General features: G+C 68.4%; 12 protein-coding genes. 4 read left to right on the top strand and 8 right to left on the bottom strand.

Annotated elements, in window-relative coordinates:
• Positions 1-103: 103 nt before the first annotated feature.
• From CFB40_RS09215 to CFB40_RS09190, 6 genes are all read right to left on the bottom strand, one after another.
• Positions 104-679: an RBBP9/YdeN family alpha/beta hydrolase gene (locus CFB40_RS09215; protein ID WP_089425438.1), complete on the bottom strand. Its 576-nt coding sequence runs from the start codon at positions 677-679 to the stop codon at positions 104-106.
• Positions 680-695: 16 nt separating this feature from the next.
• Positions 696-2,024, bottom strand: a complete 1,329-nt coding sequence (locus tag CFB40_RS09210; protein ID WP_089431088.1) for an MFS transporter — start codon at positions 2,022-2,024, stop codon at positions 696-698.
• 160 nt (positions 2,025-2,184) lie between these two features.
• Entirely contained in the window at positions 2,185-3,240 is a 1,056-nt protein-coding gene (locus tag CFB40_RS09205) for a 3-keto-5-aminohexanoate cleavage protein (protein WP_089431087.1), read from the bottom strand.
• A gap of 120 nt (positions 3,241-3,360) precedes the next feature.
• Positions 3,361-4,209: a TauD/TfdA dioxygenase family protein gene (locus CFB40_RS09200; protein ID WP_089425435.1), complete on the bottom strand. Its 849-nt coding sequence runs from the start codon at positions 4,207-4,209 to the stop codon at positions 3,361-3,363.
• Positions 4,210-4,219: 10 nt separating this feature from the next.
• The gene (locus tag CFB40_RS09195) at positions 4,220-5,200 is read right to left on the bottom strand and encodes a quinone oxidoreductase family protein (protein WP_089431086.1); all 981 of its coding nucleotides are present in this window, start codon (positions 5,198-5,200) and stop codon (positions 4,220-4,222) included.
• Positions 5,201-5,218: 18 nt separating this feature from the next.
• Complete coding sequence (locus tag CFB40_RS09190) at positions 5,219-6,181, bottom strand: universal stress protein (RefSeq protein WP_089425433.1); 963 nt, start codon at positions 6,179-6,181, stop codon at positions 5,219-5,221.
• Between the two features lie 243 nt (positions 6,182-6,424).
• On the opposite strand from CFB40_RS09190, the gene CFB40_RS09185 reads away from it, so the two are divergent.
• The 3 genes from CFB40_RS09185 to CFB40_RS09175 all read left to right on the top strand — a co-directional run bounded on the left by CFB40_RS09185 (position 6,425) and on the right by CFB40_RS09175 (position 11,362).
• A complete protein-coding gene (locus CFB40_RS09185; RefSeq protein WP_089431085.1) occupies positions 6,425-9,127 on the top strand; it encodes a LuxR C-terminal-related transcriptional regulator in 2,703 nt (900 codons plus the stop codon).
• 223 nt (positions 9,128-9,350) lie between these two features.
• Positions 9,351-10,475, top strand: coding sequence for a porin (locus tag CFB40_RS09180; RefSeq protein ID WP_089431084.1), 1,125 nt, complete (start codon positions 9,351-9,353; stop codon positions 10,473-10,475).
• Between the two features lie 182 nt (positions 10,476-10,657).
• On the top strand, positions 10,658-11,362 hold the full coding sequence (locus tag CFB40_RS09175; RefSeq protein ID WP_089425430.1) for a glutathione binding-like protein: 705 nt from the start codon (positions 10,658-10,660) through the stop codon (positions 11,360-11,362).
• 91 nt (positions 11,363-11,453) lie between these two features.
• Here the strand turns inward: CFB40_RS09175 and CFB40_RS09170 are convergent.
• A protein-coding gene (locus CFB40_RS09170; protein WP_089430986.1) for an IS3 family transposase occupies positions 11,454-12,805 on the bottom strand; the annotation gives its coding sequence in 2 pieces (ribosomal slippage) (positions 11,454-12,331 and positions 12,331-12,805; 1,353 coding nt in all).
• Between the two features lie 178 nt (positions 12,806-12,983).
• A complete protein-coding gene (locus tag CFB40_RS09165) occupies positions 12,984-13,901 on the bottom strand; it encodes a LysR family transcriptional regulator (RefSeq protein WP_089425428.1) in 918 nt (305 codons plus the stop codon).
• Positions 13,902-14,040: 139 nt separating this feature from the next.
• Between CFB40_RS09165 and CFB40_RS09160 the strand changes: the two genes are divergently transcribed.
• Complete coding sequence (locus CFB40_RS09160; protein ID WP_089425427.1) at positions 14,041-14,805, top strand: SDR family NAD(P)-dependent oxidoreductase; 765 nt, start codon at positions 14,041-14,043, stop codon at positions 14,803-14,805.
• Positions 14,806-14,880 lie beyond the last annotated feature (75 nt).

Genomic DNA, 14,880 nt, shown 5'->3' with positions numbered 1-14,880 from the left:
GAAATGGAATCGGTTCGAGGCCGCATCGCGACCCGACGGTGACGGCGCGCGCGCCGGGCGCCCGGTCGGGCGCGGCGCGCGAAAGGCGGGAATATTCAGTCAGTCAGGCCGTGCCGAGAGCGGCCACTTCTTCGATCAACCGCTCTGCATCCCGCCACTCGCCATACCCCGACGCCGGGTTCAGGTGCCCGACCTCCCCCAGATCGACCAGCTTGCTGCCCCACCCTGCCGCCAGCGCCTCGACGCGTTCGAAACCTGCGAGCGGATCGTTGCGGCTCGCGGCGACGATGCTCGGAAACGGCAGCCGTCCGGTCGGTATCGGCGTCCAGCCGTTCGCGGCGATCGCATCGGGCGCCGGATAACCGGCGGGCATCGGCGACTCGAGATCGGCCGGCGCCGCGAGCAGCGCGCCGTGGATCTGGCGCGTGGCCTGCCGTGCCCAGTGCACCGTGATCATCACGCCCGCGCTGTGCGCGACGAGGATCACCGGGCCGTCGATTTCGGCCAGCGCCGCATCGAGCGCCGCGACGCGTGCGGCGCGGCTCAGCTTGTCGGCTTCGAGCGGCGCGACGGCGCGTGCGTTCGGCAGGCGCCGTTCGAGGTGCGTCTGCCAGTGGTCTTCGACGTGATCGCGCAAGCCGGGCACGATCAGGATGGTGGGGGTGGTCGTCAGGGTCATGCAGTCTCCGAAACGTTCAGGAAAGGTGGGACGCGCGCCGTTCGCGTTCGACGCGCGCGAGGTCGGACACATAGCTCGCTCGTCCGATGGCGAACAGCACGGCGGCCATGAGCGGCACGACGGGAATCCATTGCAGTGCGCCGACGAGCCCGGCGCGATCGGCGACCCACCCCGTCAGCAGCGGGCCCGGCGCCATGCCGAGCAGGTTGTTGGCGAGCGTGAGCGTCGCGAACGCCGACGCGTGGATCGCGGCCGGCGTCAGGTTCGCGACCATCGCGCCCGATGCACCGGACGCACCCGCGCCGACCAGCATCCCCGCGCAGATCAGCGCGAGCTGCAGCGGCCCGGGCGGCAGCCGGAACGCAATCGCGAGGCACACGCCCGTGAGGACGCAATACGCGATCGCGGTCAGCCACTTGCGCTTGCCGTCGGTCTTGCCGACGCGGTCGGTGACGATCCCGCAGCCGACCATCCCGACGCCCGCGAGCAGCACGAAGCCGGCCGCGAGCACCGCCGCGCGGTCGGGCGCCATCGCGTAGTAGCGGTTCAGGTAGCTCGGCAGCCACGCGAACAGCGCGCCCGGCACGAACAGGTGCAGCCCGCTGCCGAGGTACGCGCAGATCACCGAACGCGATGCGAACAGCCCCGACATCAGCGCGCGCACGTTGCCGCGCAGGTCGCGCGGCACGCCGGCGTCGCGCCGGCACGGTTCGATCCGATACGCGGCGAGCCGCCGTTCGGTCACGACGCAGCGATACGCGACGAGCAGCACGATGCCGAGCGCGGCCATCACGCCGAACGACCAGCGCCAGCCGAGATGCGCACCGACCAGCCCGCCGAGCGCCATCCCGAACACGGAGCCGAATGCGCCGCCGGCCATGAACGCGCCGGTCAGGGTCGCGCGCAGCCGTGCCGGAAAGATGCTGAGGATCAGCGCGACGCCGACGCTGCCGTACGCGGCTTCGCCGAGCCCGACGAGGCCGCGTGCGACGAGCATCTCCGCGTAGTTCGTCGACAGCGCGCAGCCGAGCGTCGCGATGCTCCACAACGCGGCCATCAGCACGATGCTGCGCACGCGCCCGAAGCGGTCGGCGAGTACCGACAGCGGGAACGTCAGCAACCCGACCAGCAGCGCGACGACGCCGGACAGCGAACCGAGCTGCGTGTCCGACAGCGCCCACGCGTGCTTGAGCAGCGGGAACACGGCATTGAGCACCTGCCGCGACATGTAGTCCGACAGCAGCAGGCCGACGGTCAGGCCGAACACGAGCCACGCATACGCGGGCGCGCGCCGGCCGGCGGCGGCGACGTCCTGCATCGACGGCTCGACTTGATGGATCAGCATGCGTGTCTCCTCCGGCGCCGGAGGTCGTGCTTCGGCGCGGCTTGCGTGGCACCGCTCCGTTGACCGGAGTCCGCTCCCGCGCGCTGCGCAGGGGTGGTGCCACGCCACAACGATCGGCGGGCGGCGGCCGTCACGGCCGCTTACCCGGGTGCGCGGCGCGTCAGGCGGCCCGCAGCGGCACGTTCACCTGGCCGGCGCGGCGGTTCGGCGCCATCCCGAGGTGCGCCAGCGTTTCGTCGATGCCGTCGTACTGCACGCCGATCCGGTAGATCGCCTTCGCCTCCTTGCCGGTGGCGATGTCGCGGCCGAGTTCGCGCGCGATCCGTGCGCACTGCTCGACCTGCTGCACCGACGTCATCCGGTTGCCCTTCTGGTCGATGATCGTGTCCTCGATCCCGCAGCGCGGATGCAGGCCCAGCGCCATCGCGACCGTGTTGATCGGCAGGACGTTCTTCATCAGCGATTCGAGCGTGATGCACGCGCCGTCCGGGCAGCGCCGCACGAATTCCATGAAGTTGTACGGATTCGGGCCGTCGAAGCCGCCGCCGATGCCGACCCACGTGACGTTCAGCGGGCCGCGATAGACGCCGCGGCGGATGATCCGTTCGAGCGTTTCCAGCGCGTGCATGCCGGTGAGCTGGAAATGCGGCTGGATGCCGGCCGCCTGCAGGCGGCGCAGGTGCTCGTCGACCCAGCCGGGGCCGGCCGGCACGGTCATCTCGCGGTACGCGTCCCAGTACGCGGCTTCGTTCAACGACGTGCCGGCGATGTCCTGGCGGTTCATCAGCTCGGTGATGTTCATCTGCACGGTGTTGATCGCGACCGTCACCTGGTCGGGCTTCGGCGTCAATTCGGCAAGCATGTGGCGCGTGTCGTCGGACAGCCATTTCGCGTCGGCGCCCTCGCCTTCCGGCGCGAACGAGATCGAGCCGCCCACCTGCAGGATCATGTCGGGCACCGCCTCGCGCAGCCGGCCGAGCAGTTCGTTGAACTTCGACAGGCGCTTGCTGCCCTTGCCGTCGAGTTCGCGCACGTGCAGGTGCAGCACCGTCGCGCCCGCGTTGTAGCAGTCGACGGCCTTCTGCACGTGCTCGTCCATCGTCACCGGAATGTCTTCCGGAAAATCGGCCGGCATCCATTCGGGGCCGTACGGCGCGACCGTGATGACCACCTTGTCCTGGTTTTCCGGGTGCAGCGAATCGTCGAGAAATTGCATGTCGTCCTCCAGTGGAAATCGTTGTATTGCGGGCGTATGGGCGTGCGTATCCCGCCGCGCCGGGCGGCGGGCCCGGCGCGTTGCATGGGGTTTCAGAGATGGGCTACGGTGTTGGCGGGCTCAGAACGGCACGTCGCCGACGATGCCCGCGCGCTCCATCTGGCGCACGCACGGCGGGTAGTCCATCACCGCGTAGTGCTGGGTGCTGCGGTTGTCCCAGATCGCGACGCTGTGCCTCTTCCAGCGCCAGCGCACCTGGTACTCGGGGATGTACGCCTGGCTGACCAGGTATTGCAGCAACTGGCCGGCGCCGGGATTCGCGTCCTGCCCGACCCGCACGCGCGCCGGCGTGTGGAAGTTGGTGAAATGCGTGGTGAACGCATTCACGTACAGCACTTTCTCGCCGGTTTCGGGATGCGTGCGCACGACCGGGTGCTCGGCGTCCGGGTACTGCGCCTTCAGCGCGAGGCGCTTGTCGATCGGCATCGCCGCGCCGAAGCTCGCCTCGATGCTGTGGCGCGCGCGCAAGTCGTCGATCTGCTGCTTCACGTGTTCAGGCAGGCGTTCGTAGGCGAGCACCATGTTCGCCCACATCGTGTCGCCGCCAACCGGCGGACCGTCGATGCAGCGCAGTACGCAGCCGAACGGCGGCGCCACGCGCCAGCTCGCATCGCTGTGCCACGCATTCTCGTAGCGGTCGTTCGGCTGGTCGGGCGACTTGTAGATCCGCACGAGCCCCGGATGCTCGGGATCGCTGCCCGCCACCGGATGATCCTCGAGCTCGCCGAAGCGCCGCGCGAACGCGACATGCTCGGCGCGCGTGATGTCCTGGTCGCGCAGGAACAGCACGCGATGGCGAAGCAGCTGCACGCGGATCTCGGCGAACAGGCCGTCGTCGTGCACAGCGTCGGCGAGGCTCACATCCAGCAGTTCCGCGCCGATCGCGCAGGTCAGGGGTTCGACTCGCATGCGCGTCTCCTCAGACGATGAACACCGACGAACCGGTCGTCTTGCGCGATTCGAGATCGCGATGCGCCTGCGCGGCGTCCTGCAGCGCGTAGCGCTGGTTGATCTCGATCCGGATCCGGCCGGCCGCGACGTGCGCGAACAGTTCGCCGGCCAGGTCGTTCTTCTCGGCCGGATCGGCGATGTAGTCGGCCAGCGCCGGGCGCGTCAGGTATAGCGAGCCTTTCATCGCGAGGCGCTGCGGATCGAACGGCGGGATCGGGCCCGACGCGGTGCCGACGCACACCATCAGCCCGCGCCGCTTCAGCGAATCGAGTGAGCCTTCGAAGGTGTCCTTGCCGACGCTGTCGAACACGACGTCGACGCCCGCACCGTCCGTCAGCTCGCGCACGCGCTTCGCGACGTCCTCGCGGCTGTAGTCGATCGTGTGATCGCAACCGTGTGCGCGGGCGATTTCGGCCTTGTGCTCGCTGGAGACGGTGCCGATCACCTTGAGCCCGAGCAGCTTCGCCCATTGCGACACAATCAGCCCGACGCCGCCGGCGGCCGCGTGCAGCAGGATCGTGTCGCCCGGTGCGAACGCATGGATGCGGCGCAGCAGGTAGGCCGACGTCAGGCCGCGCATCGTCATCGCCGCGGCCGTTTCGCACGTGATGCCGGCCGGCAGCCGCACGAGCGGCGCGGCGGGAATCAGCCGTTCGGTGCTGTACGCGCCGAGCGTGTTCAGGAAGCCCGTGTAGGTCACGCGGTCGCCGACGGCGACGTTCGTCACGCCGGGGCCGACCGCTTCGACCACGCCGGCCGCCTCGACGCCGAGGCCGGCAGGCAGCGGCACCGGATACAGGCCGCTGCGGAAGTACGTGTCGGCGAAATTCAGGCCGACCGCGTCGTGGCGCAGGCGCACCTGGCCGGGGCCCGGGTCGCCGACGTCGACTTCCTCCCAGCGCAGGACCTCGGGGCCGCCGGTTTCGTGGAATCGCACTGCATGTGCCATGGTGTTCTCCGTAGGGTGTCAGTCGGATGCGCGCCGCGCATCGTCGGGTTCGTTCGGTTCGTTTGCGCGTGGCGGCGTCGCGGCTGCGCCGTCCGCCAGCGATTCATCTAGCTCTGCCCAGTCCGCGTCGCCGAGATAGCGCCGCGCGGCCGGGAAAATCACGCCTTCCATCCGTCCCATCTGCTCGAACGCGCCGTGCGCATAGCGGGCGAGCGCCGTGTCGAACGCGGCCGACGGCAGCCCTTCCGCGGCGATCCGCATGAGCGCATCGAGCGCTTGCGCGTCGCGCTGCCGCTGGCGGTCGAGTTCGTCCAGTTCGGCCGCGACGCACTCCGCACGGATGCGCAATGCCGCGAACAGGCGCGCTTCGGCGGCTGTGCCGACCCGGGCGTGCTGCAAGGCGGCGAGCGATGCCAGCGCCTCCTGCATATCGGCCGCTTGCCGCTGCGGCGCGTCCACGTTTGCGGGTACGCCGGTCGTCATCAACGCATGCAGCCACCCTTCGACCGCACGATGCGCATCGAGGCAACGCGCCATCACGCGCGCCTCGGCAGGCGTGCGCCGCGACGTGCACACGAGCACCGGCACGCCGCTCATCGCGAGCAGGTGCTGCCGTTGCGCGCAGGCCGCCGCATCGGCATCGTGCGGCAGCGCCGCGACGCCGATCAGGTCGCAGCCGAGTTCGGCCGCCAGCGCACCGGGCGCTGCGTCGCCGGCCCCCGGATGGCCGGCCCCCGGATGGCCGGCCCCCGGATGGCCGGCCCCCGCGATCGCATGAGACAACCCCTGTGCCCGCGCGGCGGCTTCCACTTTCGCACCGTGCTCCGGCAGCCGCGCTCCGGATAAACGCGAGTCCGGCGCGGCGCCGGTCAGCATGAACGTGACCCGGGCGCCGACCGCACGCGCCAGTTCGAGCGCATGGCCGATCGCGTCGATGCCGCCGGGCGAGCCGTCGACCGTCACGAGCAGATGGCGGTACATCGTGCCGCTCCGCTTATCCGGCGAGCGGCGCGCTGCGCCGCGTGCCGGTCGATACGATCTTCATGGGTGGGCTCCTCGTGGTGTTCGTCTTGCATCGGAACCCATGCTATCGACGCCGTGCCGGCGCGGCCCCACTCGTCGCGGGGGGGATTGACGCGCGAACGCGGTTCGGCCGATCCTTCCCCCCACACCCACCCCGGACGCTGGCCCCCACGGCACCGCCGGATTCCGACTGCTGCCCCGATGGCTCACCCACCCGATCGCGCCGACGCGCCTCCCACCGAACTGGTCCTGAAGACGACCGCGCCGCGCGTGCCGGCGCAGTTGCTGGCCCGCGCGCGGCTGAGCCTTGCCGCACCCGCTTTCGACGGCCGGCCGGTCACGCTGGTGCAGGCGCCGGCCGGTTACGGCAAGACGTCGCTGCTCGCGCAATGGCGCCGCGAAACCCTCGCGCTCGGCCGTGCGGTCGTATGGCTGTCGGCCGACGAGCGCGACGATGCGGCGCGCTTGCTGCAAGGGCTCGTGCAGGCGGTGCGGACCGGTTGCGCGCGGCCCGGCTTCGGGCGCCTGATCCCGGTCGGCACGGCCGACGCGGCGCGCGCGCTGGAAGGCGTGACGGCGTGGCTGGCCGAGGTCGCGCAACTGTCGATCGATGCGCTGCTGATCGTCGACGATGCGGAGCGGTTGCCGCCCGCCGGCCTCGATGCGCTGACCTACGTGCTGCACAACGCGCCGCAAAACCTGCATGTCGTGGTTGCCGCGCGGCGCGGGCTCGATCACGTGGCCGGCGACCTGCTCGCCGGCGGGCAGTGCACGCTCGCGGGCCCCGACTGGCTGCGCTTCACGCTCGACGAGACGATCGCGCTGGTCGGCGCGCGCTTTGCGCAGCGGGTCGACGCCGACGCGTGCGCGCGGCTGTTCGAACGCGTCGACGGCTGGCCGCTCGGCCTGCAGCTCGCGATGGCCGCGATGGCGCGCTCGGCCGATCCGCGCCAGGCGGTCGACGCACTCGCCGCCCGCGTGGACGGCACGCGCGACCGGCTCGTCGAGCTGCTGCTCGCGAACCTGTCGGCCGACGACACTGTGTTCCTGACGCGCACGAGCGTCGCCGATCGCCTGCATCCGTCGCTGTGCGCCGCGTTGCTCGACGACGCAGGCGCACCCGACCGTCTCGCCCGACTCGCACGCGACACGCCGCTGTTCATTGCGTCGGACGATTCGGACTGGTGCCGGCTGCATCCGCTCGTGCGCGACACGCTGCGCGACCGCCTGGCCGCGGGCCCGGACACCGAGCGCAGCGCGCTGCATGCGCGGGCGGCTGCCTGGCTCGACGCGCACGGGATGACCGAGGAAGCCGCGCGCCACGCGTATGCGGCCGGCCAGTTCGAGGTCGCGTACGCGCTCGCGCAGCGCTGCCTCGAGGATGCGATCAAGCAGGGCCGCATCAACGACGTGCTCGACTGGCTCGCGCTGCTGCCCGATGCGGAGCTCGACAAGCGCCCGACGCTGCGTGTCGCGGTGGCCTGGGCGCTGGCGCTCGGCGAGCGCCATGTCGAGGCGCAACGCCAGATCGCGGGCATCCTCGCGGATCCTGGCACACCCGCGGCGATGCGCTACGAATGCGCGCTGATCCTCAGCGCGGCCGCGTATTACGCCGACGAAATCGACCGCTTCGTCGAGCTGTTCGAGCCGTGGGCCGACTTCACGCCGCCGGCGGCGACGTGGCTCGCGCAAATGCACGCGAACCGGCTGTCGGCGCGCGCGATCATCGTCGGCGAACCGGCGCAGGCGCGCCGCTTCCAGCACGCGGCGCCGCGCGGCGAGACGGCGGCCGGGTTCGGCTACGTCGCACGCTGGGGCGAGCTGATCACGGGCCTGAGCTACCTGCGCGAGGGCCAGGTGCGGCTGGCCGACGACGCGCTGTCTCCGGCGCTGGCGCGTGCGGAAGCCGATCTCGGGCGCCGCCATCCGCTCACCTGCATGCTCGCGGCGATGTGCGCGGCGCTCGCGTACGAGGCCGACCGTGTCGACCAGGCCGCCGCGCTGCTCGCGAACCGCCTCGATGTGCTCGAACATGCGGGCACGCCCGACACCGTGCTGCTCGGCTATCGCACCGCCGCGCGCATCGCGCTGCTGCGCGGCGTCGAGCACCGCGCGATCGACCTGCTCGAAGCGCTCGACGCGATGGGTGTCGTGCGCCGCCTGCCGCGCCTGTCGGTCGCGAGCCTCGCCGAACAGGTGCGCATTCATGCGGCGCGTTATCGCGAGGCGACCTGCCACGCGCTCGTCGAGCGGATCGATGCAATCGCCGCGGCCGAGTTTCCGTCGCACGGGCCGTTGTGGCGGCGCCCCGTCGTGCTGCTTCAGGCCACCGCGCACGCGGGTGCCGCGCTGGCCGCGCGCCGCTGGGACGACGCAAGCGCAGCGCTCGACGAAGCCGCCGTGCTGGCCCGCGAAATGAGCATGGGGCAGGCGCGCATCGAGATCATGGCGCTCAGCGCGTTCGCGCGCGAACAGTCGTGCGGCGGCGGCCGTGCGTTGCTCGACGAAGCGATGAACCTGGCCGACCTGTTCGGGCTGACGCGCACGCTCGCCGACGCGCATCCGGCCATCGCCGACTGGGCGCGCCGTGCCGGCGGCGAAGCGGTCGCCGGCGCCGGCCCCGCGCGGCACGCGCTGCCGCAGCCACGCATCGTGCCGCCGGCCCCGCGCGTCGCGGCCAGCCCGCGCGCGGTGCCGAGCGTCGTGCTCACGCCCAAGGAGCGCGCGATTCTCGAGCTGCTTGCGCGCAACCTGTCGAACAAGGAGATCGCGGTGGCGCTGGCCGTTGGCGAGGAAACCGTGAAGTGGCACCTGAAGAACCTGTTCGGCAAGCTCGACGCCAGTTCGCGCAAGCATGCGGTGCGCCGCGCGCTGGTGCTCGGCCTGCTCGAAAGCGCGCCCTGACGTCGTAACGCCGGTTTCGCCAGTCGGGCGCATCGTCGCGCCCGCTTTCCTTCGATTCTCCGCAACCCTGCCCCCCGCGCATGGGGGGGAGCGGCCGCCCGCCGTTGCGTAGTCTTTCCGCACGGCTCAGGCGGGCGTCGCCTGTCACACCCTCCCGCTAGCCTCCCTGCTTCACCCGGACGGGCTCGACCCCGTCCGGTCCAATACGACCCTGGAGACTTCGATGAAGACGAAACTGGCCGCGCTCGCGGCGCTTGCCGGCTGTTCGGCGCTCGCGCATGCCCAATCCTCCGTCACGCTCTACGGTGTGATCGACTCGGGCCTGCTGTACCAGAGCACGTCGGCGGCGTCGTTCAGCCCGACCGCGCCGAATACCGGCAAGGTGTTTCGCATGAAGGACGGCGGCATCTACTCGAGCTTCTGGGGCATCAAGGGCAGCGAGGACATCGGCGGCGGCTACAAGGTCAACTTCAAGCTGCAGGGCTCGTTCGACAGCGGCAGCGGCAAGCTGCAGTTGAGCGACACGCCGGGCGCCGTCGCGATCTTCAACCAGGTCGCGTCGCTCGGCGTGTCGGGCCCGTTCGGCACGTTCACGGCCGGCCGCCAGATCGTGCCGATGATCTACGCGATGGCCGACACCGACGTGCGCAACGCGCAGTTCTTCGGCAGCGTGCTGATCGCGTGGCTCGGCCTGAACACGGCAGCCGGCTGGTCGGGGACGAGCACCAACGCAGCGATCGGCGCGCTGTACGACAGCAATGCGCTCGTCTACCAGTCGCCGACCTTCGCGGGTGCGTCGATCGCGCTCGAATACGCGCCGGGTGGCGTGGCCGGGCAGTTCCAGGGCGGCACGCGCGAGTCGGTCGTGCTCAGGTATGCGAACGACGGGCTGAACGCTTCGGCCGCCTACTACAACGGCCACGACACGAGCCCGGTGCCGGGCGTCGCGCCGACCGGCGTCGACAATAACCGTTTCATCTACGTCGGCGCGAAGTACACGATCCACGGTTTCTCGGTGTCGGCGTCGTACGGCAACGGCAGGAATCCGTCGCATGCGGACAAGGTGAACCTCGACATGCTGTCGGCCGGCATCGGCTATCGCTTCACGCCCGCGCTGCAGGTGACGTCCGCGGTGTATTACCTGAAGGATCGCAACGTCTCGACGAACAAGTCGACGGCGGTCGTGGTCGCGGCCGACTACAGCCTGTCGAAGCGGACGATGGTCTATGCGCAGGTCGGCCACGTGAACAACCGCGGCACGATGGACCAGATGCTCGTGTACGGGCAGCCGGTTGCGCCGGGCGTCGGCACGACGGCCGCGATGATCGGGCTGCGGCACACCTTCTGACGGTTGCCGGCGGCGCCTGACGATGCCGCGGCGGTCGCGCGTGGCCACCGCCTGCATCGATCCGCGGGATCGGCTACAGTGGGCGTTTTCGGCGCGCTCCGCCCTGCCGTCTCGCCATCGACCGTGGCGCGTGCGGCGGCAGGAACGGGGCGCGGATCCTTCACTTCGACGAGCGACCCTCCATGTCCGACCTGTCCGCCTTCCCGATCACGCAAAAGTGGCCGGCCCAGCATCCCGACCGTCTCCAGCTCTACTCGCTGCCGACGCCGAACGGCGTCAAGGTGTCGATCATGCTCGAGGAAACCGGCCTGCCGTACGAGCCGCACCTCGTGCGCTTCGACACGAACGACCAGCTGTCGCCCGCGTTCCTGTCGCTGAACCCGAACAACAAGATCCCGGCGATCATCGATCCGAACGGCCCGGACGGCAAGCCGCTGCCGCTGTTCGAATCGGGCGCGATCCTGATCTATCTCGCGGACAAGACGGGCCAGTTGATCCCGAAGGATCTCGCGGGCCGCTACGAGACGATCCAGTGGGTGATGTTCCAGATGGGCGGCATCGGGCCGATGTTCGGCCAGGTCGGGTTCTTCCACAAGTTCGCCGGCCGCGACTTCGAGGACAAGCGTCCGCGCGACCGCTACGTCGATGAGTCCAAGCGCCTGCTCGGCGTGCTCGACGCGCATCTCGCGAATCGCCAGTGGGTGATGGGCGATACCTACACGATCGCCGACATCGCGATCTTCCCGTGGGTGCGGAACCTCGTTGGCTTCTACGAAGCGGGTGATCTCGTGGGCTTCAGCGAATTCCGGAACGTCAAGCGGGTGCTCGACGCGTTCGTTGCGCGTCCGGCTGTCGAGCGTGGGCTGAATATTCCGGCACGGGGCTAAGAGGCTACGCGGGCGCACGTTGCGCGGGCCGCGATCTGAAAAACCCGCCGCATTGTGAACTGACCCCGTAAAGTTGGACGGGTTATGACGGCTAGGGCTGAGTTCTGTATTGCACGGGACTCAGCCCTTTTAGTTTCAGTTTGATGCGGTCGTGATTGTAGTAGTGGATGTAGCTTGCCAAGCCGGTTTGCAGTTCGTCCAGGTTGCGGAACCGATTCAGATGGAAGAACTCGGATTTCAGCGTGCCGAAGAAGCTCTCCATGGCGGCGTTGTCCAGGCAATTCCCTTTACGCGACATGCTTTGCGTGAGCGCTCGTTGCTGCAGTAGGCGGCGATACGCAGGCATCTGGTACTGCCAGCCCTGATCCGAATGCAAGAGAGGCCGCTCGTGTGACTTCAAGCGCGCCAATGCCTTGCGAAGCATTGCGCTGACCATCTCGAACGCCGGGCGCCTCGCGGTTTCATAAGCAATGATCTCGCCGTTGTACAGATCGAGCACTGGTGACAGGTACAGCTTCTGGCCACCCACGTTGAATTCCGTGACATCCGTTACCCACTTCTCATTCGGACGCTTTGCGTAGAACCGACGCTGTAAAACATGAGGTGCAACACGTCCGACGCTACCTTTGTAGGAGCGGTATTTCTTCGGGCGCACACAAGACTTCAGCCGCAACTCACCCATCAGACGCGCCACAGTCTTGTGGTTAATCACCTGTCCCAGATTACGTAGAGCGAGCGTGATGCGTCGATAGCCGTAGCGGCCCTTGTGCCGTTCGAACAGCGAGCAGATTCTTGCCCTTGTATCGGCATACTTGTCGGCTGCTCCGAGCAATTTCTGATGATAGTAGAACGTGCTGCGCGCCAAGCCGGCAACCTTCAACAAGCCCGCAAGCGGATATTGCTGCCTTAGCTCGAGCACGATTTGCGCTTTTTGCGTTGCGCTGATCGCTGCTGCGCTTGAGCCAAGGCTTCGAGCTTTTTTAAGTACGCGTTCTCCATGCGCAGGAAGTTCAACTCGTCGAGTAGTTCCTGTCGGGAGCGCGTATCGTCCTCGGGTAGCGGCGGTGGCGTGAGCGGTGGCTTGGGCATCTTCCTGGGGCGCCCCCGCTGGCGCGGCGACAGTGCGTCTATACCGCCTTCATCATACTGGCGTTTCCACTGGCCGATGGCCGTACGGTTCCTAATGTTGAAGCGTGCAGCCGTCTCACGCGCTGACAACCCTTCGCTACGCATTTGCTGCAGTACAAGCAACTTGAACTCTGCGCTGTAGCGCTCGCACTTCTTCTTCAAGCCTGCCGGACCATGTATGCGATGGGCCGCCACCCACTTGCGGATCGTCGCCTCATCGACGCCGTGGCGCTTGGACATCTCACGGAACCCAGCGTGGCCGGACTCGTACTCCTCTGCAATGGATACCTTGAACTGCTCCGTGTACTTGCTCATGAAAAACACCCCAAAGGTTGGATCGATGTCCAACTTTTGGGGTGCAGTTCATTGCGCGGCGGGTTTTTTATTTGAAGGTCTTCGCGAATTTTCCGGGAGCGCCGTGAAGAATGTCGTTGTTCGGCGCGGCGGCGAACGTCCGAGTTGCCGAGGTAGCGGTGCCAGTCACGTCAGCGCGTCACGTGGGCCACCGCCACGACGGATCGGACAGGTGTTCCGCAAAGTAATCGGACAGCGCCGCCACCTTGGCCGGACGGGCGCGCGCGGACGGCGTGACGAAGTAAAGGCCGCCCTTCGTCAACGACCAGTCGGTCAGGAGCGCTTCGAGGCGGCCATTGGCCAAATATTCGCCGGCGATGAATTCGGGCAGCTCTGCAATCGCGAGGCCATCGAGCAGCGTGGGCAGCAACGCATCGGCATTCGTCACGCGCAGCGGTCCGGTCGGCATGACCGGTTCCTCCTCACCCGCGTCGTTCGTGAACCGCCACACATCGCCGCGTGCGCGATACGCATAGGAAAGGCACGGCCGATCCACCAGTTCGCGCGGATGGGCGGGCCGTCCTTCCCGCTTCAGATACGCGGGCGACGCCACGACGAACTGGGTAACCGCGCACAGCCGGCGCGCGACCAGCGACGAATCCGGCAGCGCGGCGATGCGCAGCGCGGCGTCAAAACCGTCGGCGACCAGATCGACCGACGCATCGGAAAGATGCAAGTCGATCGACACCTCGGGATACGTGCGAAAGAAGCCGGGTAACAGTGGCGCAACCCAGCGCAGCCCGAACGACATCGGCACGGCGAGCCGCACCAATCCACGCGGCTGCGACGACATTTCGCGCGCGGCGTTTTCCGCCTCCTCGGCCCGACGATAGATCTCGCCGGCCGTCTCGCAAATGGTCCGGCCGAATTCGGTCAGCGCGAGCTGTCGCGACGTGCGATTGAAGAGCCGCGCACCCAGCCGGTCTTCCAGACGGGCGACGCCCCGCGAGACCGTCGCGACGGACACCCCCATCGCACGCGCCGCCGCCGCGAACGATCCTTCCTCGGCGACCTTCGCGAACATCGCGAGTCCTTCGAAATCCGGCAGCTTGGCCATCGCCCCTCATCTTTTCATTTATGCAACGTTAGGTTGCAATCAATTCTATTTCGAAATGATCGGGGCGTCGATATTCTCCTCACATCGCAGCACGCAACACCGAACGCAGTCCCACTTATCGAACGCAAGGAGAAGCAAAATGGCACGCAAACTCGACAGCAAGATCGCCCTCGTGACCGGCGCAACCAGCGGCATCGGCCTGGCCACCGCCCAACGTTTCGCGGCAGAAGGCGCGCACGTCTATCTCACCGGTCGCCGTCAGGCCGAACTCGATGCCGCCGTGAACGGGATCCAGGCCGCGGGCGGGAACGCGACCGGCGTCCGCGTCGACTCCACGAAGCTCGATGAACTCGACGCGTTGTACGCGCAGATCAAGGAAGAACAGGGGCGCCTCGACGTGCTGTTCGCGAACGCCGGCGGCGGTTCGATGCTGCCGCTCGGCGACATCACCGAAGAACACTACGACGACACCTTCGATCGCAACGTGAAGGGCGTGTTGTTCACGGTGCAAAAAGCGCTGCCGCTGCTCGCCGAAGGCGCATCGGTGATTCTCACCGGCTCGACCGCCGGCAGTGCCGGCACCGCTGCCTTCAGCGTGTATTCGGCGTCGAAGGCCGCGGTGCGCGCCTTCGCACGCAGCTGGATTCTCGACCTGAAGGACCGCCGCGTCCGCGTGAACACGATCAGCCCGGGGGCGACCCGCACGCCCGGCCTGCTCGACCTCGCCGGTGACGACGCCGCCCAGCGCCAGGGTCTCGCCGATTACCTGGCGGCCCAGATCCCGATGGGGCGCCTCGGCGAACCGGGCGAGATCGCGAGTGCCGCGCTGTTCCTCGCGTCGGACGACGCGAGCTTCGTGAACGGCGTCGAGCTGTTCGTCGATGGCGGCCAGCAGCAGATTTAAGCATTGCGCCGGGCGCGGATGCGATCGTCGATGATCGAGCCCGCGCCCGGCGCATACGCGCATTTGAACCCGGAC

The organism is Burkholderia sp. AU31652, from assembly GCF_002223155.1.
Taxonomy (GTDB): domain Bacteria; phylum Pseudomonadota; class Gammaproteobacteria; order Burkholderiales; family Burkholderiaceae; genus Burkholderia.
The sequence above is the reverse complement of the archived record's forward strand: the minus strand, read 5'-3'. Positions and strand labels throughout refer to the sequence as shown.